Here is a 26,246-nt window from a genome sequence, read left to right on the forward strand (position 1 = left end):
TGGCTTGGGACAGGAGCATGGTAAGCATTTATGGACACCGTTGTCCACAAATGGGTGAGAGGTTCAGGGCTTGCGGCGGTCTCTTGAGTCTGGTTGGGAAGCGCTACGGCGCCCCGAATAGGCGTGTCAGAAGGATGCTCGTCAATTGACGGGCGTCCGCCCCCTCACCGCTCGGTGAGGCCAGCCACCGATCGAGTGTGACGGCCACGCTCCACACCAGATCAACGTGCAGGTCCTCGGGAATCTCCTGGTCCAGTACTCCCAGTTCGCGGCCCGTGCGGACGGTCTGTGTGCACCATTCTCGGGCGGACCTCTCGAAGCCGGTGCGCGAGGCGCTCGGTGGAGCGTCCCGCATGTGGAAGAGCGTCGCGATTGTTGCCACATCCTCATCGCCACTGGCTGCCGCCAGCTCGTCGAGGAAGGAGAAGATCTCGGGCCAGAAGGACTCAGTGGTCAGCGCCGCAGGATCGGGTGGGCTCACCCGCTCGGCGAGCAGGGTCAATCCGTCGGAGAAAGCCGCGTCGAAGAGCGCCGCCTTGTCGGAGAAGAAGTAGTAAAAAGAGCTGCGAGGGAACTCCGCGGCGGAGAGGATGTCGCTCAGCGCGGCGCCGTTGTACCCGTGGAGTGCAAAGATCGCGCGTGCCGTCCGCATCAAACGGCGACGTCGAGTCGGGTCGATCGGCTTGCGCGGCCTGGTCATCTCTCACCTCGCAGGTTGCCGGCGGCTCATCCTTGTGCCGACAGAGTACTCGCCCGGGTGGTCGTCAGTCCGGCCACTGCCCCTTGCCGGCGGGCAGGCCGACGGCGGCCAGGAGTCCCGGAAAGCGCTGTTCGATGACGTCGTCGCGCCGGGTGATGCGCCGATGCTTGCCCTCGCGCTCGGTGTGCATGAGTCCCGACTCGCGCAGCACCCGGAAGTGGTGCGACATCGTGGACTTGACGACGTCGTAGCTCAGGTCCCCGCAGTACAGGGCACCTTCACTGGCGATCCGGCGCAGGACGTCGCGGCGGATGGGATCTGATAGGGCGCCCAGGATCGCGTCCAGGGAGATGTCGCCCGCCTCGGGGTGGAAGAGCTCCCTGTCCTTCACGGTTCGCCCCTGTCTCTCTGTCTCGACCTTCGTCCCCGGCACGCACCGGACGGGGGGTTGACAGAGGGAATCGTCTCCTACAATTCTTAGTACGTCAAACATCGAACTAAGGAGGTTTGAGATGACTGAAGAAACGAGTGGCTCATCGCGCGTGTCTGTCGATGACGAGAGGACGCCGCCGAAAGGTGCCCATGTCTCGACCATGGGCTGGCTGTCCTTCTTCACCATGTTCGTCATCGGGACCGATACCTTCCTCGTCGCACCCCTGCTGCCCCTGCTCCAGCGCGAGCTCGACGTCCCCCTGGCCCGGGCCGGCTGGCTGGTTTCCGCCTACGCCCTGGGGTACGCGCTGTTCGCCCTCGTGGCGGGTCCTGTCTCGGACCGCCACGACCGACGCCGGGTCATCCTCTCCGGCCTGGCGGCCTTCGCCGTCTTCACCTGCGCGTGCGGCCTGGCCTGGAGCTTCTGGAGCATGGTCGCCGCCCGGTTCCTGGCCGGCGTGAGCGCAGCCTTCGTCAGCTCCCAGATCTGGGCCTCCATCCCGGTGACGGTGCCCCGCACCTCCATCATCAAGGTCATGGGCTACGCGACCGCGGGACTGGCGGTTGCACAGGTGGCCGGCGTGCCGGTCGGCTCATACCTGTCGGTCAGAGGGTGGCAGCTGCCGTTCTTCGTGGTCGCGGCGGTCAGCGTCATCCTGTGGGGACTCCTCTTCCTCTCATTCCCCCATGTGCGGCCGGTGGGGGAGCCTGCTGACGTCGTCGGCTCCTACCGGAGGGTCCTCGGCTCTCGGGTGCTGCGGTGGTCGCTCCTCGCCTACCTCGCCTTCCAGACCGGCAACTACGCCTCGTTCTCCTTCATCGGCTCCTGGCTGGCCGAGGACTTCGGCGCCTCGCAGACCACCATTGGGAAGGCCATGATGATGATCGGTCTGGGGACCGCGCTGGGGTCGCTCCTCGGTCCGAGGCTCGTTGCAAGGATCGGTGAGCGGCGGTCGCTGTGGGCCGGCATCCTCGTCCAGGGCGCCTTCTACCTCCTGGCCGCTGCGATGCCGCTCATGGCGCACACCATGTGGGGTGCGGTTGTCGCCTTCACCGCGGCCCTGGTGGTCGCCGGCTTCCTTCTGCCCGTCCTGATGGGGCAGCTGCAGGCCCACGCCGGCCAGGCGCGAGGAACCGTCTCCTCGCTGTCCAACACGGCGATGTACCTGGGTGCCACCATCGCGGGCGCCGTCGGTGGAGACCTTCTCACTCGGCTCCCCGGTTTCTGGGGTCCCGGTCTCATGACTGCTCTCGCATTCCTCCTGGCCGTTGCCTTGTACGCGATCGCCGGCGCTCTGGCCTCCGAGTGACTCGGGCGCCTATGGTCGTGTGCGAAGGGCGGCAACAAGTCCGATCCCGGGCGCCGGAGGGTGCCCAGGCGGGTGGCCGACCAAGAACGGGTCGACAACAGCTCGATCAGAGACGAACAGGGAGAAGCATGTCTCAGCTGACCGTAGCCGTACTCGGCACCGGAATCATGGGCTCGGCTATGGCTCGCAACATCGCCGGCGCCGGCCACGCCGTGCGCGCCTGGAACCGCACGATCTCGCGTGCCCAGCCCCTGGCCGACGACGGCATCGAGATCGCCCCCACCGCCACCGCCGCCGTCGAGGGGGCCGACGTCGTCATCACCATGCTCTTCGACGGCTCCGCCGTCGCCGAGGTCATGCGCGAGACCGCTCCCGCCATGCGTCCCGGCGCCGCCTGGCTGCAGATGACCACCGTCGGCCCTGATGATGTGGCCGTCCTGGCCGCCATCGCGGAGTCCGCCGGGGTCCTCTTCTACGACTCGCCCGTCTCCGGGACCCGCCAGCCCGCCGAGTCCGGCACCCTTGTCATCATGACCGCCGGCCCTGCCTCCGGCCGCGAGCTGGTCACCCCGGTCCTGGACGCCGTCGGGTCGCGCACCGTGTGGACCGGCGAGGACGGTGCCTCCGCAGCCTCGACCCGCCTCAAGTTGGTCGTCAACTCCTGGGTCATCGCCGTGTCCAACGCCGCCGGCGAGATCGTCACCCTGGCGAAGGCGATCGGTGTGCCCCCGGCCCAGTTCTTCGAGGTGCTCGACGGCGGTGGCCTGGACCTGCCCTTCCTGCGCATCAAGGCCGACCTCGTTGAACGGGGCGCCCTGAGCCCGGCCAACTTCGCCGTCGACACCTCTGGCAAGGACGCCCACCTCATCCTCGAGCTCGCCCGCGAAGCCGGCTTAAGGCTCGATGGCATGGAGGCCTTCTCCGCCCGGCTCGACCGTGTCGCCGACGCCGGCCACGCCCACGAGGACATGGCCGCCTCCTACCTGGCCGGGTTCTCGACCTCGACCAAAACCTCGTAAGGGACGCGGCCCCGGGTCAGGGGGGCCAATGTTGGTGGGCGTGGGGACGGTGAGTGGTGCTTAATCAATCCCTTTGTTCTGGGAGGCCGCGCTGATGTCAGCTTCCACCACGAACGCCTTGTCGCACCAGCCCTTGATCCAGGTTCTCAGGAGCATCACCGACCCACGCGACAGACGCGGTGTGCGCCTTGACCTGCCCACGGTGTTGTTCCTGGCCGTGACCGGGGTACTGGCCGGATGTCGCAGCCTGACGGCGACATGGGAGCACGCCATCGACCTGACCGCCTCTGACCTGCGGTGCCTGGGGGTGGAGTCGGGGCCGGGTCCTGCCCTCGGTAGTCATCCATCCGCCGGGTCCTGCAGGACCTGGACTCCGCACATGAAGTTTTGGTCGTTGTGGAGTCAAAGAGAGTGGGTGGGTGTGTCCGCGCCCCGGTCCCAGCGTCGGCGAGCAGCCGCAATGCTCTCGCGATTGTCCGTTGCCCAGTCGACGAGCTGACGAAGAACGACCGTGAGGGACTCTCCGGTTCCAGTCAACGCGTACTCGACCTGCGGTGGGGAGGTGTCCAGGACCGTCCGGCTGATGAGTCCGTCCCGCTGGAGTCGACGCAGGGTGACTGTGAGCATGCGTTGGGAGATTCCCTCGACTGAGCGCAGCAGCTGCCCGAACCTGCGACGGCCGTGCAGGCGCAGCTGAATGATGACGAGGACCGACCAGGTGTCCCCGATCCGGTCGAGGACATCGCGCAGGCCGCAGACGGTGCTGTCGGGCTCGCAGTCGCCTTCCTGTGAGGAGGTCTCATTGACGGTTACTCTCGTGTGCCTATCGGCCATGAAGATGCCTTCTTGTCGCGTTCATCGGTTCGCCATACTGTCGACCCGGGTAGTTACTAATAGTAACCAAGGAGGAGTGGAGCAACATGCCCGACAAGGCGAGTGAAGTGATTGGCATCATCGGGTCCGGTCCTATTGGACAGGGGCTGGCGACATTGTGGGCGCAGGCCGGCTACATGGTTCAGCTCGGTGCGAGGTCTCCGGAGTCGGCGAGGCGCGTGAGTGTTCCCCCGAGTGTTCGCGTTGTCAGCTTTGAGGAGGCTGCTCGTCACAAGGTGGCGGTCCTGGCGGTCAAGCACAGTGTTGCGGAGGACGTGGTAGGTCCTCTCGCGCCGCTCCTCAAGGGGGCGATGGTCGTCGACGTGATGAACGCGGCTGGTATACGGGAGGGGCAGATCGTCTCCACGCTGCCGGAGGGGCGCACTGAAGGGCAGTGGATGGCCGATATGCTGCCGGACTCATTGGTTGTCCGCGCCTTCTCCCATATTCAGGAGGAGCTGCTCGTGTCGCGAGCAGGCAAGAATCCCGGAGTCTGGGCGGTCGGATATGCCACCGATGCGCTTGAGGAACGACCGCGAATTGAAGGCCTCCTTGAGGTTACCGGATATGTGCCCGTATTTGTTGGGACGCTCGCAGAATCATCATTGCTCGATCCTGGCGGGTCAGTATTCCCCCACCTGTTCACGGCTGGTGATCTCCAACGTCTTGCCGCCGTGCATCGACTGCCTCGGATGTTGGAGCGATTCAACGCGGGTGACATGAGTGAGGTGCTCCATGACAAGGTTCAGTGGAGCTTCCCCTACGGTCCCACGCTCGGGGTGCAGGAGACCTTCATCGGGAAGGAGGCGGTTGTGGATCATCTGAGGAGAGTGCGCGACTCCGGTGTACGCATCTCCGATATACGCACCGAGCTCGAGACCCCGCACGGTGCCGTGGTGCACGCCGAGGGAGTGTTCCCGACCGCTCAAGGGCCCATCGCCAGCGAGATCGTCAGCGTCGTCACCATGAAGGACGGGCTCATCGGCAATGTTCACGAGTACTGGGACACCGCGGCGATCAAGGGGTGAGTCCCAGGATCGGGGCAGGTGCGGCTGAACGGATCAGTGCCTGCCCCGAGCTGCGAAGCCTGCTCTGTACTGACGAGAATAGACGATTAACAATCGTTTTCGGACACAGTGCTAGTCTCGCCCCGGAATCATCCCGACATCGAGAGATCTCACCATGTCCACAACAACCTCAAGCGGCTCCGCTGCGGCGAAACCACCCAGTGCCGGCTCCAGCCCGGTCAAGGAGCTGACGATCCGCGGCGTCGTCATCGGCGGCATCATCACGCTCGTCTTCACCGCGGCGAACGTCTACCTCGGCCTCAAGGTGGGACTCACCTTCGCCACCTCCATCCCGGCCGCTGTCATCTCCATGGCGATCCTGCGCCGCTTCTCCGATCACACGATCCAGGAGAACAACATCGTCCAGACGATCGCCTCGGCGGCCGGGACGCTGTCCGCCATCATCTTCGTCCTGCCCGGACTCATCATCGTGGGCTGGTGGACCGGCTTCCCCTACCTCCAGACGGTTCTCGTCATCATCCTGGGCGGCATCCTCGGCGTCACCTACTCGATCCCGCTGCGGCGTGCGCTCGTGACCAACTCCGATCTGCCCTACCCCGAGGGCGTGGCCGGTGCCGAGGTCCTCCGCGTGGGCGACACCAGCGAGGGCGCCGAGGAGTCCAGCCGTGGACTGGGCGTCATCGTCCGCGGTTCCATCGCCTCTGCGGCCCTGTACTTCCTCAACACGCTCAAGGCCATCAGCGTCGACATCTCCGGGGTCTTCCGGGTCGGCGCCGGCGCCACCATGATGAGCACCTCCCTGTCCCTGGCCCTGGTCGGCGTGGGCCACCTGGTCGGCATCGGTGTCGGTATCGCCATGATCGTCGGCCTGCTCATCTCCTACGGCGTGCTGCTGCCCGTGCGCACCTGGGGCGGCGCTGCGGCCGCCCCGGACCTCGCGGACTTCGTGAGCACCACCTTCGCCAGCGAGGTGCGCATTGTCGGTGCCGGCGCTATCGCGGTCGCCGCCATCTGGACCTTCCTGAAGATCCTGGGCCCCATCGTCTCCGGCATCCGCGAGTCCCTGGCCTCCAGCGCCAAGCGCGACGCCGGCTACGAGATTCCCGTGACCGAGCGCGACCTGTCGATGAAGATGGTCATCGGCGTCACCGTCGGCTCCATGCTGCCCATCGGAGTGCTCCTGTGGCTGTTCCTGCACGGGACCTCCATGGCTCACCACACGGCGGGGCTCATCATCGCCTCCATCCTGTTCATCCTGCTGACCGGCCTGGTCGTGGCCTCCGTCTGCGGCTACATGGCCGGCCTCATCGGCTCCTCCAACTCGCCGATCTCCGGCGTCGGCATCCTCGTCGCAGTCGCCGCGGCCGCACTTGTGCGCACCATCGCCAGCAGCTCCTCACCCGACGACGTCCGCACCCTGGTGGCCTACACCCTGTTCGTCACCGCCGTCGTCTTCGGCGTGGCCACCATCTCCAACGACAACCTCCAGGACCTCAAGACCGGCCAGCTCGTCGACTCCACTCCGTGGAAGCAGCAGGTGGCCCTCGTCATTGGCGTCGTCTTCGGCGCCATCATCATCCCGCCGGTCCTCGGCCTCATGCAGGGCGCCTTCGGCTTCGCAGGCGCTCCCGGCGCCGGTGCCAACGCGCTGGCGGCTCCCCAGGCCAACCTCATCAAGCACCTCGTTCAGGGCGTGCTCGGCGGCGACCTCAACTGGAGCCTGCTGGGGCTGGGCACCCTCATCGGCGCCGTCGTCATCGCCATCGACGAGATCCTGCGCCGCAACAGCAAGTACTCGCTGCCGCCGCTCGCCGTCGGCATGGGTATGTACCTGCCCGCCAGCGTCACCGTCATGATCCCGATCGGTGCGGCCCTCGGCCACCTCTACGACCGCTGGGCCCAGCGCACCGCCAACCCCGAGCGGGCCAAGCGCATGGGCACGCTCATGGCCACCGGTCTCATCGTCGGTGAGAGTCTCGCCGGAGTCATCTACGCCGGCATCGTCGTCGCCTTCGGTGGCAAGGAGGACCCGCTGGCCATCATGCCCGAGGGCTTCGCCGGCGTCGCCCCCTGGGTGGGCGTGGTGCTGTTCGTGGGCACTCTGTGGTACCTCTACCGGGGTGCCCGACAGGAGAGCACCCGCGACTGATCGCCACTGGTCACGGCTGACCGACGTCGAATCACCCTCGAATCGCCGTCGATCCTCACCGACTGTCCTCGCGGCCGCCGTCCCTGCACTAGGCTGGGTAGTGGCCGCGAGGACGCGTAGTACCAGGAGGACGTCATGACTTCGGCAGCATCGACATCGGCAGTATCAGTGGCGTGCGGGATCGACATCGGTGGATCGGGGGTCAAGAGCGCTCTGGTCGACCTGACCACGGGCACGTTCATCGGCGAGCGCGTCCGCATCGACACCCCCGAGGAGTCCACGCCTGAGGCGGTCGCCCGGGTGTGCCGCGACCTCCTCGAGCAGCTTCAGGTCGACGACGACGTCCCGGTCGGCGTCGCCCTGCCGGCCCCGATCGTCCACGGGATCGTTCCTTTCATCGCCAACCTCGACAAGTCATGGGAGGGTGTCAACCTCACCCAGCTCATGCGCGAGCAGCTGGGCCGGCCGGTGACCGGCCTCAACGACGCCGACGCCGCGGGCCTGGCCGAGGTCGCCTTCGGTGCCGCCAAGGACGTGCCCGGGACTATCATCGTCACCACGCTGGGCACCGGGATCGGATCGGCCGTCGTCGTCGATGGAACACTGGTCCCCAACACCGAGCTCGGGCACCTGGAGATCGACGGGCGCGACGCCGAGAGCCACGCCTCCGCCGGTCAGCGCACCGCCCAGGACCTGTCCTGGAAGAAGTGGGCCAAGCGCCTTCAGCGCTACTACTCCCACGTGGAGATGCTCTTCTCCCCGGACCTGTTCGTCGTCGGCGGGGGAGTGTCCCGCAAGCACGAGAAGTACCTTCCGCTGCTCGACCTCAAGACCCCGATCGTCCCGGCCCAGTTGCTTAATACCGCCGGCATTGTCGGGGCCGCTTACCAGGCCTCCCGGGCCGCCGCCGTCTGAACCGGGGACTCGCGATCGGCTGAGGGGAACGGCCGACGCCTCCCCCCCCCGCTGGTGACGCCGGCTGCTGACGCTACGGTGTCGTCAAGCCTGTGAGAGTGCTCCGGGACTGTCCCTATGGACAGGCGGTGCTGTGCCCCAGGCGGGGGCGGTCGGCCTGCGGACTCATGACACTGGAGGCATGGGTAAAGCAGAGAAGACGAATCCTGTCCGTTCCAAAGCTGTCATCACCGAAACCCCTGAAGCAGCGGCGGCCGCAGGCGCCCGTCCAGGTCGTCGTCGGTCGGTGGCTTGGCGGGTGCTGGCGGTGCCCCTGGCGGCGGCGATCGCGCTGGGGGCTGCCGGGGGTGCGGCCTCGGCAGCGCCGTCGAAGGGGGAGGCTGAGAGCCTGAAGTCCCGGGCCCAGGGGCTGGTGGATGCCGGCTACCCGGCGGCTCTGGCCGCGGTGAGTGATGCCAAGGGCGAGTCGGCGGGGGTGGCCGTGGGCAAGGGCAACCTGGAGACGGGACAGGCCCCGCCGCTGGACGGGGAGGTGCGAGTTGGCTCCGCTTCGAAGACCTTCGTGGCCGTCGTCGTCATGCAGATGGTCCAGGAGGGCAAGGTGGGGCTCGATGAGCCGATCGAGACCTACCTGCCCGGTCTGATCAAGGGCGAGGGTATTGACGGATCAAAGATCACAGTGCGCCAGCTCCTGCAGCACACCAGCGGACTACCCGAGTACACCGACACCTACCTCTCCAGCAAAGCCGCGGAGACCGAGAACATGCAGCACTATGTTCCTCCACGTGACCTGCTGGACACCGCGCTGGGCAAGCCGGCGCAGTTCGAGCCCGGCACTCAGTGGAAGTACACCAACACGAACTACATCGTGCTGGGGATGCTGGTCGAGCGGGTGTCTCAGCGGCCGGTGGGCGAGCAGATCGACCAGCGCATCATCAAGAAGCTGGGACTGTCCCACACCTACCTCCCGGGAAACGGCGAGAAGAAGCTCCACGGCCCTCACCCTCAGGGCTACCACCTCAACGGTGAGGGCAAGCTGGAGGACGTGACCGATCTGGATACCTCACTCGCCTGGGCCGCTGGTGGCATGGTGTCGACCCCCAGCGAGCTCAACACCTTCTTCCAGGCCGTCCTTGACGGCAGGCTGCTGACCCAGTCCAGCATCGACGAGATGAGGAACGGGGCGGTTGACGCGAGTTCGCATCTTGGACCGGGGACGGTGTACGGATTGGGACTCATTGGCACGTCGTTGACCTGCGGAGGTACTGCTTGGGGACACCATGGCGGTATCGCTGGATATGAGACTCATGATGGGGTCGGCCCTGACGGTACCGCTGTGACCGTCGCTGTCACCGCCGCATCCGCAGATATCGCCGATCAGAGCAACCTGGAGAGCTCCACCAAGGAGAAGGCCGGAAAGGTCGATGAGGCAGTGGACGCTGCCCTGTGCCACAAGTGATGAGTTCTGAGGCGGAGTCGGGTACCTCATCGCCGCGTATGTGTTTGACTCGGGATATGCCCGATTCCGCCGTTCAGGTGCAGAGACCATCGCGTCTTCCCCGGGCCGCGGTGGGTCTCTGTCTGCTCAGCGTGCTGCCCTACATCGGTATGGTGCTGGCCGATCCCGAGCACATCAGCAACTACGGAGTCAGCTCGGTTCCCTGGGCGATTCTCGTCATCGTCCTGGTCATCACCCAGGTGGTGGCCGTGATGATGACGGCGCGCTTCCCGTGCTGGGTGCTCGGGATCGTGGCCACCGCCGATCTCATCGTTCTCATCACCAGCGACCGATCGGGACTCGGATCCGCCGCGGTCATGGTCGTCATCTGGTACCTCGTGCGTCACCGCATCCCGGGCTGGCAGATCGCGCTGTTCGCCAACGTCATCGTCTTGAACGTGGTCTTCCTCATTGGCGAGGTGTACTCCGGTCAGCGTGGGATAGTCGCCATGATCATCCTGCTCTCGGCGCACCTGCTGCAGCGTTACCTCCTACCGGTGGCGGTGGCGGAGTACATGCTGGGGCGCGAGCAACTGCACCAGGCGCTGCGAGACAAGGCCGAACTCCTCGAGCGGGAGAAGCGGCTGCTCGAGCGCCAGGAGCGCGAGCGGGTCGAGCGCGAGCTGCGGGCCAGCCGCAATGCCCTGGCCCGCGACCTGCATGACATCGCCGGCCACCACCTCTCCGGCGTCATCGTCAGCGCCCAGGCGGCCGCGGCTCTGCGGCACAAGGATCCGGAGCGTTCCTACCAGATGCTCCAGACGGTGCAGGCCAGTGCGCGGACCGCACTGGCCGACCTGCGTCAGGTCGTCGGCCTCCTGCGCAGCGAGGACAGCAGTGGTTCCCCACGTGAAGGTCGAGGTGGGGACGACGGACAGGACGGGGCGACGTCGTCGAGCACCGGGTCAGCACCCGAGGCGATGGCTGAGACGATGGCCGGGGCGGCGGCTGACATGACGAGGGAACCGGCGCCCCTGCCATCGCTGGCGGCCGTGCCTCGCGTTGTTGAGGAAGCACGTCGTCGTCGGCAGAGAGTCGGCTATGGTGTCAACGGTTGCCCCCGCCCTCTCAGCCCGCTGGCTGATACCGCCGCCTACCGCATGGTTCAGGAGTCGCTGGCCAACAGTGCGCGGCACGCGCCGGGCGCCACCTGCCAGGTGTACGTCACCTACCAGGATGAATGCGTCGAGATTGTCGTGAGCAACCGACGTCCGCCCACCCTGGAGGTCGGTCCGGCTGGGCCGGCTGGGCGAGCCGGAGAAGGCCCCACGGGTGGTGGGTACGGACTGTCCGGCATGGCGGAGCGGGCGGCCCTGGTGGGCGCTGAGCTGAGTACCGGCCCCGATCCCGACGGCGGCTGGTGCAACCGGCTCGTCATCCCCGTTCCGCCGGACAGTGCCGACGGGCCCAGTACCGAGGAGGAAGCAGCTCTCCCATGATTCGACTTGTCATCGCTGACGATCAGGCCGTGGTCCGCGCCGGTTTGAGCGTCATCCTCGGAGCGGAGGAGGACATCGAGGTCGTGGGTGAGGCGGCCGACGGTGCTGAGGCCATCGCGCTGGCTCGTGAGCTGCGCCCCGACGTTGTGTGCATGGACATCCGCATGCCCGGGACCGACGGTATCGCGGCGACGCGGGCGATCGTCTCCGACCCTGATCTGGACGTGGACGTGCTCATCCTGACCACCTTCGACGTCGACGACGACGTCCTGGCCTCGCTCGAGGCCGGGGCCGCCGGGTTCCTCCTCAAAGGTGCAGATGAGGGCATCCTGCTGGGGGCGGTCCGATCCGTGGCTGCGGGGGAGGGAACCCTGGACCAGCGCGTTACCCGACGTATCCTGCATGAGCTGTCCAGACGGGGCTCCCGAGGCGCGCTCGCCGGAAGCGACACCGGGTCTCAGCAACGGTACGTGAGCAGAGCGGAAGATGCTGGTGGCGCATCCGAGCCGGCGTCGTTCGCGGGAGCTGCTTCCGTGGACGTCACCTTGACCTCTCGGGAGCTGGAAGTGCTCAGACTGCTGGCTCGGGGTATGTCCAACGGTGAGATGGCGGCGCACCTGTACGTCGAGCCGACGACGATCAAGTACCACTTGACGGGGCTCATGCAGAAGACCGGATCCCGGGATCGCCTCCAGGCAGTGCTGTGGGGGATCCGCGCCGGCCTGGTGCATCCGTAGGTGCGGATGAGGCGAGAAGAGTTCCAGGAGAGACCGAGTCGGTGGAACATGGCGCCATGGCGCGGGGAATGGACCATGAACAGACGGATGAAAAAATATGGTGCAGGTCACGCAAAAACAGTTTGACAGGATGGGTTCGCGTCCGACTAAAGTACTCCTCGCTGCCAACGAGACCTAACGGGTCGCCGGCAGTACCGAACAGCGGAATCGTCGGATCGGCTGGTGAAAAACTTGCTGATCCGGTGAGGTCGAAAATTCAGAGATCAGGGTCACGTGATTCTGATTTGATTTCAGAACTTCGGCCTGCTTATCCTAGTCCGGTCGCCTTCGAGAGGCAAGCGAATCATTCGGTTCGCAGAAATCTCGCTGGGTGTGTTGTTTGAGAACTCGATAGTGTGTCATGTTTTTTATGCCATGGGTCCTGGGGGGCTGCGCGTTTTGTGTGGTTTTTTGGGGCTTGTTTTGTTTTGGTTTGCCTGGCTTCTGTTGTGGGGGTTGGGTGGGGCCATGTGGTCTGGTTTTCTGGGCTTTTTCTGATTGGAACCTTTGTGGTTTTGTTGGTTTTGTTTGGAGAGTTTGATCCTGGCTCAGGACGAACGCTGGCGGCGTGCTTAACACATGCAAGTCGAACGGTGAAGCGCCTTCCTTTGTGGTGGGTGTGGATGAGTGGCGAACGGGTGAGTAACACGTGAGTAACCTGCCCCCTTCTTCTGGATAACCGCATGAAAGTGTGGCTAATACGGGATATTCTGGGTCTGTCGCATGGTGGGCCTGGGAAAGATTGCGCCTTTTGGGTGTTTTTGGTGGGGGATGGGCTCGCGGCCTATCAGCTTGTTGGTGGGGTGATGGCCTACCAAGGCGGTGACGGGTAGCCGGCCTGAGAGGGTGGACGGTCACACTGGGACTGAGACACGGCCCAGACTCCTACGGGAGGCAGCAGTGGGGAATATTGCACAATGGGCGCAAGCCTGATGCAGCGACGCCGCGTGAGGGATGGAGGCCTTCGGGTTGTGAACCTCTTTCGCCAGTGAAGCAGGCCTGCTCCTGTGTGGGTGGGTTGACGGTAGCTGGATAAGAAGCGCCGGCTAACTACGTGCCAGCAGCCGCGGTAATACGTAGGGCGCGAGCGTTGTCCGGAATTATTGGGCGTAAAGAGCTCGTAGGCGGCTGGTCGCGTCTGTCGTGAAATCCTCTGGCTTAACTGGGGGCTTGCGGTGGGTACGGGCCGGCTTGAGTGCGGTAGGGGAGGCTGGAACTCCTGGTGTAGCGGTGGAATGCGCAGATATCAGGAAGAACACCGGTGGCGAAGGCGGGTCTCTGGGCCGTTACTGACGCTGAGGAGCGAAAGCGTGGGGAGCGAACAGGATTAGATACCCTGGTAGTCCACGCCGTAAACGTTGGGCACTAGGTGTGGGGGGCCTTTTCCGGGTTTTCCGCGCCGTAGCTAACGCATTAAGTGCCCCGCCTGGGGAGTACGGCCGCAAGGCTAAAACTCAAAGGAATTGACGGGGGCCCGCACAAGCGGCGGAGCATGCGGATTAATTCGATGCAACGCGAAGAACCTTACCAAGGCTTGACATGTGCCGGATGGCTCCGGAGACGGGGTTTCCTCTCCTTTGTGGGGGGCTGGTTCACAGGTGGTGCATGGTTGTCGTCAGCTCGTGTCGTGAGATGTTGGGTTAAGTCCCGCAACGAGCGCAACCCTTGTCTCGTGTTGCCAGCACGTTGTGGTGGGGACTCGCGGGAGACTGCCGGGGTCAACTCGGAGGAAGGTGGGGATGACGTCAAATCATCATGCCCCTTATGTCTTGGGCTTCACGCATGCTACAATGGCCGGTACAGAGGGCTGCGATGCCGTGAGGTGGAGCGAATCCCTTAAAGCCGGTCTCAGTTCGGATCGGTGTCTGCAACTCGACACCGTGAAGTTGGAGTCGCTAGTAATCGCAGATCAGCAACGCTGCGGTGAATACGTTCTCGGGCCTTGTACACACCGCCCGTCACGTCATGAAAGTCGGCAACACCCGAAGCCCGTGGCCCTACGGGGAGCGGTCGAAGGTGGGGCTGGTGATTGGGACGAAGTCGTAACAAGGTAGCCGTACCGGAAGGTGCGGCTGGATCACCTCCTTTCTAAGGATAGGTTTGTGTGGGGCGGTTTGCCTCCTCCTTCTTTTTTGGTTGTTTGTTTTGTCTGGGCCAGTGTGGTCTGGGCCGGCCTGGAGGGGGTGTCTCGCACGGAAGCTGCGGCTGGCTGGCCTTGCGCTGTTGTGTGGGGTTGGTTGGTTGTGGTGTTGTGTGGTGTAGGAAACACGCCTGCTTGTGGTGGGCTGCTGCGGCTGTTGTGGTCGTGGTGGTCTGTTGTGGTGGGTGCCCCTGGTGTGCGCGGTTGTGTGCGTGTGTGGGGGTGGCATGCTGTCGGGGTTCTGGGGCAGTGCGCCCTGGTTGCCTGGCCTGTGCTTCTGCTGCCTGTTGGTGGTGGGGTGTGGGTGTGGGTGGGTTGGTTGTGAACTGTATAGTGGACGCGAGCATCTTACTGTAAGATTTCTGTGACATTTCTTTTGTTTTGTCGTGTGTTGTGTTGTTTGTTTTTTTGAGCGTTCGGTGGATGCCTTGGCATCAGGGGCCGATGAAGGACGTGGTGGCCTGCGATATTCCTCGGGGAGCCGGCTGGCGGGCTGTGATCCGAGGGTTTCCGAATGGGGGGACCCGGCACGAGTTATGTCGTGTCACCTGCATCTGAATTGTATAGGGTGTGGGGGGTGACGCGGGGAAGTGAAACATCTTAGTACCCGTAGGAGAAGATATTCCGTGAGTAGTGGCGAGCGAAAGCGGATGATGGTGAAACCGTGTGCGTGTGATACTCGGCAGGGGTTGCGTGTGCGGGGTTGTGGGGCTGTCCTGTTGGTCTTCTGCCGGAGACCGGGCGCGTGTGCTGATCTGTAGCTGAATCGTCTGGGAAGGCGTGGCGTAGTGGGTGATACCCCCGTAGGCGGAACTGGTTGGTGCGTGTCTGGGGTGGTGCCCGAGTAGCACGGGGCTCGTGGAATCCTGTGTGAATCTGCCAAGACCACTTGGCTGCCTGAATACCTCCTGATGACCGATAGTGGATAGTACCGTGAGGGAATGGTGAAAAGTACCCCGGGAGGGGAGTGAAATAGTACCTGAAACCGGGCGCTTGCAAGCCGTCAGAGCCTCCCATGCTTGTTGTGTGTGGGGGTGGTGGCGTGCCTTTTGAAGAATGAGCCTGCGAGTCAGTGGCGTGTCGCGAGGTTAACCCGTGTGGGGTAGCCGTAGCGAGAGCGAGTCCGAACAGGGCGAGTGTAGTGGCGCGTTCTGGACCCGAAGCGGGGTGATCTACCCATGGCCAGGTTGAAGCACGTGTAAGAGCGTGTGGAGGACCGAACCCACCTAGGTTGAAAACTGGGGGGATGAGCTGTGGGTAGGGGTGAAAGGCCAATCAAACTCCGTGATAGCTGGTTCTCCCCGAAATGCATTTAGGTGCAGCGTCGCGTGTTGCCCGGCGGAGGTAGAGCTACTGGGTGGCTGATGGGCCCCACAGGGTTACTGACGTCAACCAAACTCCGAATGCCGTGCGGGTTGTAGCGTGGCAGTGAGACTGCGGGGGATAAGCTCCGTGGTCGAGAGGGAAACAGCCCAGATCGCCGGCTAAGGCCCCTAAGCGTGTGCTAAGTGGGAAAGGATGTGCGGTCGCGCAGACAACCAGGAGGTTGGCTTAGAAGCAGCCATCCTTGAAAGAGTGCGTAATAGCTCACTGGTCAAGTGATCGTGCGCCGACAATGTAGCGGGGCTCAAGCACACCGCCGAAGCCGCGGACCCACAGCGTTTGTTCCCTTCATCGTCCCACGTTGCTGGGGTGGTGGCAGGGGCTGTGGGTGGTAGGGGAGCGTCCTGCACCGGGGGAAGCCTGTGGGTGACTGCTGGTGGACGGTGCGGGAGTGAGAATGCAGGCATGAGTAGCGATACTAGGGTGAGAAGCCCTAGCGCCGAATGACCAAGGGTTCCAGGGCCAGGCTAGTCCGCCCTGGGTGAGTCGGGACCTAAGGCGAGGCCGACAGGCGTAGTCGATGGATGACGGGTTGATATTCCCGTACCGGCGAAGCACCGCCCATGCTGACGCGCGGGTGCTAACCCACGCCGTGCTGCCATATCGGCCCTCAGCTCAGGTCTTCGGGCCTGGTGGGGGTTGTGGTGGTGGGGTCTGGGGACCCTCCGTGCAGGTAGGCAAGCGTGTTAACAGGGGTGACGCACAGTGGTAGCCCGGCGGACCTGATGGCTTGGTCCGTTCAAGCGCGCAGCCCGTTGCCCAGGTAAATCCGGGGGACTGTCTTGGATGACGGGGGTGAGGCGTGATGGTGACCCCACGCTGGTGGGGGATAACAGGGTGATCCTGGGGTGCCGAGAAAAGCCTCGACGCGATGGTGCCAGCCGCCCGTACCCTAAACCGACACAGGTGGTCGGGCAGAGTATGCCTAGGCGCACGAGTGAATCATGGTTAAGGAACTCGGCAAAATGCCCCCGTAACTTCGGGAGAAGGGGGGCCTGATCCCTGAAACAGCTGGCCTGTTAGGGGGGAGGGTCGCAGAGACCAGGGGGAAGCGACTGTTTACTAAAAACACAGGTCCGTGCGAAGCCGTAAGGCGATGTATACGGACTGACGCCTGCCCGGTGCTGGAAGGTTAAGAGGAACCATTAACCCTCGGGTGACGTGGTGAATTTAAGCCCCAGTAAACGGCGGTGGTAACTATAACCATCCTAAGGTAGCGAAATTCCTTGTCGGGTAAGTTCCGACCTGCACGAATGGCGTAACGACTTCCCCGCTGTCTCAACCATGAGCTCGGCGAAATTGCAGTACGAGTAAAGATGCTCGTTTCGCGCAGAAGGACGGAAAGACCCCGGGACCTTTACTACAGCTTGGTATTGGCGCCCGCTATAGCTTGTGCAGGATAGGTGGGAGACGTTGAAGCCGTTACGCCAGTAGCGGTGGAGTCGTCCTTGAAATACCACTCTGGTTATGGCGTGCGCCTGAACCTGGGCCCGTGATCCGGGTTAGGGACAGTGCCTGGTGGGTAGTTTAACTGGGGCGGTTGCCTCCTAAAGTGTAACGGAGGCGCTCAAAGGTTCCCTCAGCCTGGTCGGCAACCAGGTGTTGAGTGCAAGTGCACAAGGGAGCTTGACTGTGAGACCGACGGGTCGAGCAGGTACGAAAGTAGGAACTAGTGATCCGGCGATCCCGTGTGGGTGGGTCGTCGCTCAACGGATAAAAGGTACCCCGGGGATAACAGGCTGATCCTGCCCAAGAGTCCATATCGACGGCATGGTTTGGCACCTCGATGTCGGCTCGTCGCATCCTGGGGCTGGAGCAGGTCCCAAGGGTTGGGCTGTTCGCCCATTAAAGCGGTACGCGAGCTGGGTTTAGAACGTCGTGAGACAGTTCGGTCCCTATCCTCTGCGCGCGCAGGAGACTTGAGAAGGCCTGTCCCTAGTACGAGAGGACCGGGACGGACGAACCTCTGGTGTGCCAGTTGTCCCGCCCGGGGCACGGCTGGTTGGCTACGTTCGGGACGGGTAACCGCTGAAAGCATCTAAGCGGGAAACCATCTTCAAGACAAGGTCTCCGCAGGAAGGACTCGTCCTTCCTGGTAGGCCCCCAGCAGACTACTGGGTTGATAGGCCAGAGGTGGAAGACCGGTAACGGTTGGAGCTGACTGGTACTAATAGGCCAACACAAACAACACCCCCCACCCGCCACAACACGGTGCGTGGGACGAGGGGAACAACGGTAAGCACGAAAGCGTCCACTATACGGTCCACACCCAACCCACCACCAACCACACACACACGCACGCGCGTGAGCGTGAGCGTGTGGGGTGCGGGGGCAACCACCACACAAGTGAATCAACGCACCGCACTACCCACCCAGACGTCTCGGTGGTCACAGCGACAGGGACACGCCCGGACCCATCCCGAACCCGGAAGCTAAGCCTGACAGCGCCGATGGTACTGCACCCGCCAGGGTGCGGGAGAGTAGGACACCACCGAGCACACACTTGATCAACCGGCTCGGAACCGCCTCACAACGGTTCCGAGCCGGTTGCTTGTCACGCGCGAACTGCCCTGATGGACAGTGGGCGCTGTTCTCCTGGCGAGGGATTCTGGCCGGTGAATTGCCAACACTGAGGTCATGAGCAACACACGCGACAACAGAACAGTTCATGACCGTCCCCAATCCGCATACCTTGCCACCGACTCATCAACGTCCCGGGTGGGTCGTCGTCGGTCGGTGGCGTGGCGGGTGCTGGCGGTGCCCCTGGCGGCGGCGATTGCGCTGGGGGCTGCCGGGGGTACGGCCTCGGCAGCACCGTCGAAGGATGAGACCACGCATCTGAAGTCCCGGGCCCAGGGGCTGGTGGATGCCGGCTACCCGGCGGCACTGGCCGCGGTGAGTGATGCCAAGGGCGAGTCGGCGGGGGTGGCCGTGGGCAAGGGCAACCTGGAGACGGGACAGGCCCCGCCGCTGGACGGTGAGGTGAGGATCGGGTCGAACACGAAGACCTTCGTGGCCGTGGTGGTCATGCAGATGGTCCAGGAGGGCAAGGTCGGGCTCGATGAGCCGATCGAGACCTACCTGCCCGGTCTGATCAAGGGCGAGGGTATTGACGGATCAAAGATCACGGTGCGCCAGCTCCTCCAGCACACCAGTGGCCTGCCCGAGTACACCGACACCACCCCCGGAAGGAGCGATATCTTCCAGATCAAGGACCACTACATCCCGCCCAGGGACCTGCTGGACACGGCTCTGGGCAAGCCGGCGGCCTTTGAGCCGGGGACGCAGTGGGCCTACACGAATACGAACTATGTGGTGTTGGGGATGCTTGTTGAGCGGGTGTCTCAGCGTCCGGTGGGCGAGCAGATCGACCAGCGCATCATCAAGAAGCTGGGACTGTCCCACACCTACTTCCCTGCCCCGGGAGACAGGAGCATCAAGGGCACCCACCCTCAGGGCTACCACCTCAGTGCTGAGGGCAAGCTGGAGGATATTACCGAGATGGATCCGGCTTGGGCGTGGGCGGCTGGTGCGATGGTCTCGACCCCCAGCGAGCTCAACACGTTCTTCCAGGCCGTCTTCGACGGCAGGCTGCTGACCCAGTCCAGCATCGACGAGATGAAGAACGGAGCGGTTGACGCCAGCTCGCGCCTTGGACCGGGGACGGTGTACGGGCTGGGCCTCATTGGCAGGTCGTTGACCTGTGGAGGCACCTCCTGGGGTCACGGCGGGACGATCCACGGGTACCAGACCAACAACGCCGTGGGACCGGACGGCACCGCAGCCATATTCGCCGTGACCGCCCTGCCCTCGGCCATCGCCGACCAGAACAACCCGGAGAGCTCTGCCGAGGAGAAGTACCAGCGAGTCGAGGATGCCGTCGACGCCACTCTGTGCCACAAGTAGCGGTGCGGCCCTGGCCTGTCCGGACCTGTCTGCCTCTCAGCGGTCCGGACCGGCTTTCACCACCGACATCTTCTTCGTAGGCGACGCGGATACGTGCTGTCTGTGAAGAAGACGTCGGTGAGTAGGGAGACTGCCTCAAGGCACTGGGACTGAGTTGATGAAGGCCTGAGCCGCCGGACTGGGGTTGAACGAGTCCCAGGCGAGGTACTCCACCCGGACGGGGCCATCACTGATGGCGACGCATGCGCAACCGTGCGCCTCACGGGCCACGCTGGGAGCGATCAGCGCCACCCCCAGCCCCTGGCGCACCAGGTCCGTCAACAGCTCGGCAGTGGTCACCTCGAAGCTCACCTCGCGGCGGAGTCCCGCCTCCTGAAAGGCCAGGTCCGACTGCTCGCGTCCTGATGATCCTGCTGGAAAGTCCACGAAGGGCTCGTCGGCAAGATCCTCAAGGTGGAGTCGACGTCGCTTCGCCAGTTGATGCCCGGACGGCAGTACCGCCACCAGTCGTTCCCTGGTGAGCTCCCGCGTGCGAACGCCCTGAGGTATGACAGCCTCAGCCAACCCGAGGAAGGCCGCATCGAGACGTCCATCTGCGATCCGGTGCAGGAACGCATCACTTCCACCGCTGCGCACATGCACCCGAACATCGGGGTGCCGGCGATGGAACTGGCCCAGGACAGCAGCAACATCCACTGCGGTCACCGTTGGAATCACCCCGATCGTCAGAGTCCCCCTCACCTCGCCCCGCGCAGCCGCCGCCTCGACCTTGGCGCGCTCGGCCGCCTGCAGGCACAACCGCGCCTGCTCCAGGAAGGCCTCTCCGGCGGGCGTCACCTCCACCTTGCGGCTCGTGCGCGCAAAGAGCGTCACCCCCAGCTCGCTCTCCAGCGACTTGATCTGGCGACTCAGCGCCGACTGCGCCACGAAGCATCGCTCCGCCGCACGCGTGAAGCCCTGCTCCTCGGCGATGGCAAGGGCGTAACGCATCTGCTGCAGTTCCATGACATCAATCCTATATGAGCATCGCTGCTATCACATCTATGTCATCGACAGATCAATGCATGGTGGGCAGGCTGAAGCCATGATGACGATGCAGGGCGCTCAACCGATCGGGCACAGAAAAGCCTCGTCCGAGGCTCGCCGGAGCGCCGGCTGGATCGCCCTGACGGCCCTGGCGCCGGCCGTCTGGGGGACGACCTACATCGTCACCACCCACGCCCTGCCTACGGGGCACCCGGTCTTCGCCGCGCTCATGCGAACGCTTCCTGCAGGAACTCTTGCACTCGCTCTCACGCGACGGCTCCCCAGCGGACAATGGTGGTGGAAGAGCCTCGTTCTCGGCGCTCTTAACATGGCCTGCTTCTTCCCGCTGCTCTTCGTCGCCGCGCAGCGCCTGCCCGGAGGTGTGGCCGCGACGCTCGGGGCCGCCCAGCCGATCATCGTCGCCGGTCTCGCCGTCGTCGTACTCAGTGAGCGCCCGTCAGCGTGGAGGCTGATGTGGGGCGGGATCGGCGTCGTTGGTGTTGCGCTCGTCGTCCTGGGACCGCAGGCGGGACTCGACGTTCTCGGGGTGACGGCCGGTCTGGGCGGAGCCGTCTCGATGGGGCTGGGAGTCGTGCTCACCAAGCGGTGGGGCAAACCCGACCGCGTCAGCGCCTTGAGCCTGGCCGGCTGGCAGCTCACCGGTGCCGGGCTGCTGCTCATCGTGCCCGCGCTTCTCATCGACGGCGTCCCGACCGGTATCGATGCCACGGCCGTGTTGGGCTACAGCTGGCTCGGGCTCGTGGGAGGGCTCGCCGCCTACGTCCTCTGGTTCGAGGGCATCCGTCGGCTACCGGTCACGCCGACGGCGCTGCTCGGCCTGCTCTCGCCGCTGACCGCAGCACTCCTCGGGCACGTCATTGCCGGTGAGGTGCTCAACCCCATCCAGCTCCTGGGGTTCGCGCTCGCTCTGACCGCGATGACCGCGGGCCAGCTCGCTCCGCCCTCTTCCCGATCCTCCTCTCGAAAGGAATTCTCATGAGAATCGTCGTTCTCGGTGCCACCGGCATGGCCGGGACAGCCGTCGTCGCCGAGGCGCTGCGCCGCGGTCACGAGGTGACTGCTGTGTCTCGTCAACGTCGTCCCAGGGCCGATGACCATCTCACCTCCCGCGTGCTGGACGTCACCGACGTCGACGGCGTCGCGGACGTCCTGGAAGACTGTGATGCCGCCGTCGTCGCACTCCGTGCGCCCTCCGGACAAGAGGGTGATCTGGCCGGGCTGACCACGGGTGTCCTGGACGCCGCCTCCAGGAGTCGAACGCCCCTCCTCATCATCGGGGGCGCCGCCCCACTGCAATCGCCCAACCATCCCGGTGTTCTTGCCATCGATGACCCGGCCGTGGTCCCGCCTGCATGGAGGAAGGTGGCCCGGGCGAGCCTCGAGCAGTTCCGCTCCTGCCAGGCGCACAACTACCAGGGATGGGTCTATCTCAGTCCTCCGGCGCTCTTCGGGCCGGGAGACGTCACCGGCTCCTACCGCCGTGGAACGACAACGCTTCTCGTGGACGACCAGGGCCAGTCACGAATCAGCCCGGAGGACCTGGCCTGCGCCGTCGTCGATGAGCTGGAGCATCCCGGGGGCCAGCAGCACGTCACCGTCATCGCCTCGGTCTGATGCCGCCCTCAGATCCAGGACGACAGGAGCATGTGGTAGAGCCAGAAGGCGCGTGAGACGGTCTGCCCGGTCCAGATCGGCCACCAGAAGGCAGCGGCGGCGCAGGCCAGGGCCGTGACCAGGATGATGAGGGAGATGCCCTCGCTGCGGATCTGCCACGTGGGCACCGACGTCCAGCCCGCCAGGACCCTCCACGGGCCACGGTGACCGGTCTCCTCCAGCTCGTCGTCGGAGGAGTCCGATGCGGTATGCGCCGCGGACATCGTCGGCGCGGGGTAGCCGGTCAGCTCAGCCATGGTCCGCATCCCCGCCGCGTCGGTCTGGAGTGCGTCATCGGCGACGGCGGTGGACGTGACGGTCCCTGCCGCAAGGTCGTCATCGTCTGTGTCGTCTGTATCGCCTGCGGCCGTGCTGATGCGGTACATGCCCGGGTCGGTCTCCACCACCGGCGGCGTCCACACCGGTGTGCGCCCGAACTGCGGACCGAAGCCCAGGAACCGCGCACCCACACCGCGCCAGGGCCGGATACCCGCGCCGATCTGCCCTCTCCTCAGAGCCGTCGCCTGTTCCCCGGCCTCCCGGGACCCTGGCAGCGGCGGCAGCAGACCGGCTCCCATCCCCAGCGCCAGCACGAGCACGAGCACGACGCAGGGCACGAAGGCCACCGTGTAGAAGGTGAAGATCGTGCGGTCCCGGTACTGGAACCACGGCACGTACAGGCCCAGGTAACCGATGAGCGGTACCCAGGCCCGCCAGTCACGGTTCTTCACCCCGACGATGACGATCACCACCAGCGCCACCGCGGCGGACCACCAGATGACGATGTTCCCGATCGAGGTGATCGCCTGGATGCAGTCCCCGCCCCAGCAGGTCTGCGGCACCTGGGCCTTGTCCTCCCAGAAGAAGGAGGTAGGCCGCGTCTGCAGCAGCCAGCCGTAGGGCTTCGACTGGTAGGTGTGCGGTGAGGCCAGACCGACGTGGAACTCGTACATCTGCTGGTGGTAGGCGATGAAGTCGTTGACGATGTTGGGCAGCGAGGGGAAGGGCACCGGCTGGCCCATCGCGATCTGCTCCAGCGCCCACCCGCGCTTGTAGGCGCCGGGGTGGGTGAACCAGGACCACCAGCACCCGATGTAGACGGCCACGGCCACCGGCACCGTCTGCAGGAAGTCGCTCACGCCCTGGGCGACCGTCCCCTCCAGGAACCAGGACCTCGCTCCCACCCGCCGCAGCGCCAGCGTGTCCCACACGACGACGGCGACGCCGACGACCGCCAGCAGGTAGATCCCCGACCACTTGATGGAGCAGGTCAGGCCCAGAGCAACGCCGGTGGCCAGCAGCCACGGGCGGATCGCGGCGTGCGGCGCCCGCGCCCCGGGCCTCGTCCCGGCCAGCTTGCGGGCCAGTCTCGCCCGCGACCACTCGCGGTCGCGCACCAGGAAGTACAGGGACAAGGTGGCGAAGAACCCGATGAACACGTCCAGCAGCCCGATACGGGACTCGGTCAGGGCCACGCCGTCGACCGCCAGGAGCAGCCCGGCCAGGCCCGCCAGCAGCGGGGAGCGGGTCAGACGCATCGTCAGACGCGTCAGCAGCAGGACCGTCGCGATCCCGGCGATAGCGGGCATCACGCGCCAGCCGAAGGAGGACGACGGCCCGAAGAGCTCCATCCCGGCGCCGATGAGCCACTTGCCCAGCTGGGGGTGGACGACGTAGGCGGCCTGCGTGGACATCCCGGAGAAGACCCCGGAGGAGAAGGCCGAATCGGAGTCCTTCGCCCAGTTCGCCTCGTAGCCCAGGTGCCACAGGGCGTAGGCGTCCTTGACGTAGTAGATCTCATCGAACATGAGCGTCTTGGGGTGACCCAGCCCGATGAGGCGAAGCAGCGCAGCGATGACGCCGACCACGCCGGTCACCAGCCAGCCGCGGATCCTCATGGCGCGGGGCATCCCCCAGTACACCGGTCCCAGCCCGAGCAGGGTGCGCAGCTCATTCTCGGTGCGCTCCCCACCGCCGGAGCGGTCGGTCTGCTCGGAACCCCTGGTGCCGGCGGCGGCCTCGGCGGGCTTGGTGCCTGCTGCCTCAGCCTCCGTCGGTGCTGGTTCCTGTGCGGGTTCCTGCTCCGCGTCCGGGCCGGTGGAGCCGTCGCGGGACTGCTCTGGGTACTGTGCGGGAGACAGCGCGCTCGGAGTCGTCACACCCCGAGTCTAGGCGGCGGCGTCATCGAGGCGTCGACGACATACTGTGTCCTATGACTGAGAGCATCCCGCCCACAGGAGACCTCGCCGCCGGCGACGTCAGGGACGACCCGGACGGCCGGGCCAACCGAGCCGACCGGGACGGCAGGGCCGACGTCGCCGCGGATGCCGCCGATGCTGCGCTTGGCCCACACAGCGCCGACCTGCGCGGCGGGACCATCACCCTGGCCGCCACCCCGATCGGCAACGCCTCCGACGCCTCCCAGCGCCTGCGGTGCGGCCTGGAGCAGGCCGATCTCATCGCCGCCGAGGACACGCGCCGGCTGCGGGCACTGGCGCAGCGGCTGGGCGTCGAGACCCGCGGGCGCATCATCGCCTTCCACGAGCACAACGAGCGCGACCGCGCCCCCGAGCTGCTGGAGGCCGCCCGCGCCGGCCGCCGTGTCCTGGTCGTCTCCGACGCCGGTATGCCGTCGGTCTCCGACCCCGGATACCGACTCGTCCAGGCCGCCGTCCAGGCCGAGGTGCCTGTCACCATCGCACCGGGCCCTTCCGCGGTCCTGGCCGCTCTGGCCCTGTCCGGGCTGGCCTCCGACCGGTTCTGCTTCGAGGGCTTCCTGCCCCGCAGGCCGGGGGAGCGGCGTCGGGCCCTGGAGCTCTTGGCCACTCAGGAGCGCACCATGATCCTCCTGGAGTCACCCCGCCGCGTCCACGACTCCCTGACCGCCATGGCCGAGGTTCTGGGCGGTCGGCGTCCGGCGGCACTGTGCCGGGAGCTGACCAAGACCCACGAGCAGGTGCTGCGGGCTCCGCTGGCCGAGCTCGCTCAGGCCACGGCCGACGGCGTTCTGGGGGAGGTGGTCCTCGTCGTCGCCGGCGCCGAGCCCGCCCCCGCCAGCCCCGAGGACGCCGCACGCCGGGCCCTGGCCCTGGCCGAGACCGGCATGCGACTCAAGGCCGCCGCCGCTCAGGCGGCCGGCGAGGCGGGCCTGCGCCCCAACGAGGTCTACCGCGCCGCCCTCGAGCTGCGAGACACCACTGCCTGAACGCGGCTCCCGGCCTGCCCCGGTCTCCGTTCATCCCCGTTCCTCGGCCACGACGGCCCCAGGGCAAGCCCCTTCCGCTATGGTCGGCTCATGAGCAACGAGTTGCACACCGGCCCGCGTGTCCACACTCACCGGGCCCTCATCATCGTCGACGTCCAACCCACCTTCTGCGAGGGCGGCGCCCTGGCAGTGGCCGGCGGCAACGCCGTCGCCGAGCGCATCGCCGCCTACCTGCCCGCCCACCGGGAGGAGTACGACCTGGTGGTCACCACCCAGGACTGGCACATCGACCCCGGTGGGCACTTCTCCGAGGCCCCCGACTTCATCGACACCTGGCCCGTCCACGGCGTGGCCGGCACCGCTGAGGCCCGGCTGCACCCGGCGCTGGATGCCCTGGTCGCCGACGCCGCCGTCAAGAAGGGGCAGTACACCGCCGCCTACTCCGGGTTCGAGGGCGTCGACGACGAGGGCCGCGCCCTGGCAGACATTCTCAGCGGCGCCGGCATCGAGGCCGTCGACGTCGTCGGCCTGGCCGAGTCCCACTGCGTCAAGGACACCGCCCTGGACGCGGCCCGGCTGGGCTACCGCGTGCGGGTCCTGACCGACCTGACCGAGCCGGTCAGCCCCGAGCTGGGACGAGCCGCCCGGGCTGAGATGAGGGCCGCCGGCGTCGAGCTGGCGTCCTCGCGCTGAGGTCGCCGAGGCGCCGAGTCAGAACGAACGGGTGTCCTTGCCGGCCAGGAGCCGGCAAGGACACCCGTTCGGCGTCAGGG

General features: G+C 65.6%; 18 protein-coding genes and 3 rRNA genes. 16 read left to right on the forward strand and 5 right to left on the reverse strand.

Translation table 11 applies throughout. The annotated features are described in order from the left end of the window. Positions 1-103: 103 nt before the first annotated feature. Positions 104-700, reverse strand: a complete 597-nt coding sequence (locus BQ8008_RS12740) for a TetR/AcrR family transcriptional regulator (RefSeq protein ID WP_108834349.1) — start codon at positions 698-700, stop codon at positions 104-106. 64 nt (positions 701-764) lie between these two features. Then, the gene (locus BQ8008_RS12745) at positions 765-1,091 is read right to left on the reverse strand and encodes an ArsR/SmtB family transcription factor (protein WP_075409150.1); all 327 of its coding nucleotides are present in this window, start codon (positions 1,089-1,091) and stop codon (positions 765-767) included. A 121-nt stretch (positions 1,092-1,212) separates the two neighbouring features. On the opposite strand from BQ8008_RS12745, the gene BQ8008_RS12750 reads away from it, so the two are divergent. Further along, entirely contained in the window at positions 1,213-2,442 is a 1,230-nt protein-coding gene (locus BQ8008_RS12750) for an MFS transporter (protein WP_108834350.1), read from the forward strand. Between the two features lie 11 nt (positions 2,443-2,453). Next, positions 2,454-3,461 carry an NAD(P)-dependent oxidoreductase gene (locus tag BQ8008_RS12755; RefSeq protein ID WP_267896240.1) on the forward strand — a complete coding sequence of 336 codons (1,008 nt, stop codon included), beginning with the start codon at positions 2,454-2,456 and terminating at the stop codon, positions 3,459-3,461. Positions 3,462-3,863: 402 nt separating this feature from the next. On the opposite strand, the gene BQ8008_RS12765 is transcribed toward BQ8008_RS12755, so the two are convergent. Beyond that, entirely contained in the window at positions 3,864-4,295 is a 432-nt protein-coding gene (locus tag BQ8008_RS12765) for a winged helix-turn-helix transcriptional regulator (RefSeq protein ID WP_108834354.1), read from the reverse strand. Positions 4,296-4,381: 86 nt separating this feature from the next. On the opposite strand from BQ8008_RS12765, the gene BQ8008_RS12770 reads away from it, so the two are divergent. From BQ8008_RS12770 to BQ8008_RS12815, 10 genes are all read left to right on the forward strand, one after another. Beyond that, positions 4,382-5,362 (forward strand): NAD(P)-binding domain-containing protein, encoded by a 981-nt coding sequence (locus tag BQ8008_RS12770; RefSeq protein WP_108834356.1) that lies wholly within the window; start codon positions 4,382-4,384, stop codon positions 5,360-5,362. Between the two features lie 154 nt (positions 5,363-5,516). Further along, positions 5,517-7,511 (forward strand): OPT family oligopeptide transporter, encoded by a 1,995-nt coding sequence (locus BQ8008_RS12775; protein WP_108834358.1) that lies wholly within the window; start codon positions 5,517-5,519, stop codon positions 7,509-7,511. A gap of 135 nt (positions 7,512-7,646) precedes the next feature. Next, positions 7,647-8,426: a polyphosphate--glucose phosphotransferase gene (ppgK, locus tag BQ8008_RS12780; RefSeq protein ID WP_108834360.1), complete on the forward strand. Its 780-nt coding sequence runs from the start codon at positions 7,647-7,649 to the stop codon at positions 8,424-8,426. A gap of 181 nt (positions 8,427-8,607) precedes the next feature. Then, positions 8,608-9,885, forward strand: a complete 1,278-nt coding sequence (locus BQ8008_RS12785; RefSeq protein ID WP_234415416.1) for a serine hydrolase domain-containing protein — start codon at positions 8,608-8,610, stop codon at positions 9,883-9,885. 56 nt (positions 9,886-9,941) lie between these two features. Then, entirely contained in the window at positions 9,942-11,363 is a 1,422-nt protein-coding gene (locus BQ8008_RS12790; RefSeq protein ID WP_234415417.1) for a sensor histidine kinase, read from the forward strand. Next, entirely contained in the window at positions 11,360-12,100 is a 741-nt protein-coding gene (locus BQ8008_RS12795) for a response regulator transcription factor (protein WP_108834365.1), read from the forward strand. The genes BQ8008_RS12790 and BQ8008_RS12795 overlap by 4 nt, the downstream gene beginning before the upstream one ends. A gap of 564 nt (positions 12,101-12,664) precedes the next feature. Continuing rightward, positions 12,665-14,227: ribosomal RNA gene (locus BQ8008_RS12800) — 16S ribosomal RNA — on the forward strand. Positions 14,228-14,675: 448 nt separating this feature from the next. After that, positions 14,676-17,852: ribosomal RNA gene (locus BQ8008_RS12805) — 23S ribosomal RNA — on the forward strand. 190 nt (positions 17,853-18,042) lie between these two features. Further along, a 5S ribosomal RNA gene (rrf, locus tag BQ8008_RS12810) occupies positions 18,043-18,159 on the forward strand. The 16S, 23S and 5S rRNA genes sit together here, the layout of an rRNA operon. Before the next feature lie 140 nt (positions 18,160-18,299). Then, positions 18,300-19,568 (forward strand): serine hydrolase domain-containing protein, encoded by a 1,269-nt coding sequence (locus tag BQ8008_RS12815; RefSeq protein WP_234415418.1) that lies wholly within the window; start codon positions 18,300-18,302, stop codon positions 19,566-19,568. Positions 19,569-19,703: 135 nt separating this feature from the next. Here BQ8008_RS12815 and BQ8008_RS12820 read toward each other — a convergent pair whose 3' ends face one another. Then, positions 19,704-20,573, reverse strand: coding sequence for a LysR family transcriptional regulator (locus BQ8008_RS12820; RefSeq protein WP_108834369.1), 870 nt, complete (start codon positions 20,571-20,573; stop codon positions 19,704-19,706). A 79-nt stretch (positions 20,574-20,652) separates the two neighbouring features. Between BQ8008_RS12820 and BQ8008_RS12825 the strand changes: the two genes are divergently transcribed. Both BQ8008_RS12825 and BQ8008_RS12830 read left to right on the forward strand, forming a co-directional pair. Continuing rightward, positions 20,653-21,594, forward strand: coding sequence for an EamA family transporter (locus BQ8008_RS12825; protein WP_234415419.1), 942 nt, complete (start codon positions 20,653-20,655; stop codon positions 21,592-21,594). Then, positions 21,591-22,229, forward strand: a complete 639-nt coding sequence (locus tag BQ8008_RS12830; RefSeq protein WP_108834373.1) for an NAD(P)-dependent oxidoreductase — start codon at positions 21,591-21,593, stop codon at positions 22,227-22,229. The genes BQ8008_RS12825 and BQ8008_RS12830 overlap by 4 nt, the downstream gene beginning before the upstream one ends. 8 nt (positions 22,230-22,237) lie before the next feature. On the opposite strand, the gene BQ8008_RS12835 is transcribed toward BQ8008_RS12830, so the two are convergent. Further along, entirely contained in the window at positions 22,238-24,427 is a 2,190-nt protein-coding gene (locus tag BQ8008_RS12835) for a dolichyl-phosphate-mannose--protein mannosyltransferase (protein WP_108834375.1), read from the reverse strand. A gap of 53 nt (positions 24,428-24,480) precedes the next feature. Here BQ8008_RS12835 and rsmI point away from each other — a divergent pair, with 53 nt between their 5' ends. Both rsmI and BQ8008_RS12845 read left to right on the forward strand, forming a co-directional pair. Further along, entirely contained in the window at positions 24,481-25,473 is a 993-nt protein-coding gene (gene rsmI / locus BQ8008_RS12840; protein ID WP_108834377.1) for a 16S rRNA (cytidine(1402)-2'-O)-methyltransferase, read from the forward strand. A 90-nt stretch (positions 25,474-25,563) separates the two neighbouring features. After that, positions 25,564-26,166 carry an isochorismatase family protein gene (locus tag BQ8008_RS12845; RefSeq protein WP_108834379.1) on the forward strand — a complete coding sequence of 201 codons (603 nt, stop codon included), beginning with the start codon at positions 25,564-25,566 and terminating at the stop codon, positions 26,164-26,166. The last annotated feature ends 80 nt before the right edge of the window (positions 26,167-26,246 follow it).

Source organism: Actinomyces sp. Marseille-P3109 (assembly GCF_900323545.1).
Classification (GTDB): Bacteria; Actinomycetota; Actinomycetes; order Actinomycetales; family Actinomycetaceae; genus Actinomyces.

Coding starts and splice junctions, on each gene's coding strand:
- BQ8008_RS12740 (WP_108834349.1), bottom strand. CDS start 700: ATGACCAGGCCGCGCAAGCCGATCGACCCGACTCGACGTCGCCGTTTG.
- BQ8008_RS12750 (WP_108834350.1), top strand. CDS start 1,213: ATGACTGAAGAAACGAGTGGCTCATCGCGCGTGTCTGTCGATGACGAG.
- BQ8008_RS12755 (WP_267896240.1), top strand. CDS start 2,454: ATGGTCGTGTGCGAAGGGCGGCAACAAGTCCGATCCCGGGCGCCGGAG.
- BQ8008_RS12765 (WP_108834354.1), bottom strand. CDS start 4,295: ATGGCCGATAGGCACACGAGAGTAACCGTCAATGAGACCTCCTCACAG.
- BQ8008_RS12770 (WP_108834356.1), top strand. CDS start 4,382: ATGCCCGACAAGGCGAGTGAAGTGATTGGCATCATCGGGTCCGGTCCT.
- BQ8008_RS12775 (WP_108834358.1), top strand. CDS start 5,517: ATGTCCACAACAACCTCAAGCGGCTCCGCTGCGGCGAAACCACCCAGT.
- ppgK (WP_108834360.1), top strand. CDS start 7,647: ATGACTTCGGCAGCATCGACATCGGCAGTATCAGTGGCGTGCGGGATC.
- BQ8008_RS12785 (WP_234415416.1), top strand. CDS start 8,608: ATGGGTAAAGCAGAGAAGACGAATCCTGTCCGTTCCAAAGCTGTCATC.
- BQ8008_RS12790 (WP_234415417.1), top strand. CDS start 9,942: ATGCCCGATTCCGCCGTTCAGGTGCAGAGACCATCGCGTCTTCCCCGG.
- BQ8008_RS12795 (WP_108834365.1), top strand. CDS start 11,360: ATGATTCGACTTGTCATCGCTGACGATCAGGCCGTGGTCCGCGCCGGT.
- BQ8008_RS12815 (WP_234415418.1), top strand. CDS start 18,300: ATGAGCAACACACGCGACAACAGAACAGTTCATGACCGTCCCCAATCC.
- BQ8008_RS12820 (WP_108834369.1), bottom strand. CDS start 20,573: ATGGAACTGCAGCAGATGCGTTACGCCCTTGCCATCGCCGAGGAGCAG.
- BQ8008_RS12825 (WP_234415419.1), top strand. CDS start 20,653: ATGATGACGATGCAGGGCGCTCAACCGATCGGGCACAGAAAAGCCTCG.
- BQ8008_RS12830 (WP_108834373.1), top strand. CDS start 21,591: ATGAGAATCGTCGTTCTCGGTGCCACCGGCATGGCCGGGACAGCCGTC.
- rsmI (WP_108834377.1), top strand. CDS start 24,481: ATGACTGAGAGCATCCCGCCCACAGGAGACCTCGCCGCCGGCGACGTC.
- BQ8008_RS12845 (WP_108834379.1), top strand. CDS start 25,564: ATGAGCAACGAGTTGCACACCGGCCCGCGTGTCCACACTCACCGGGCC.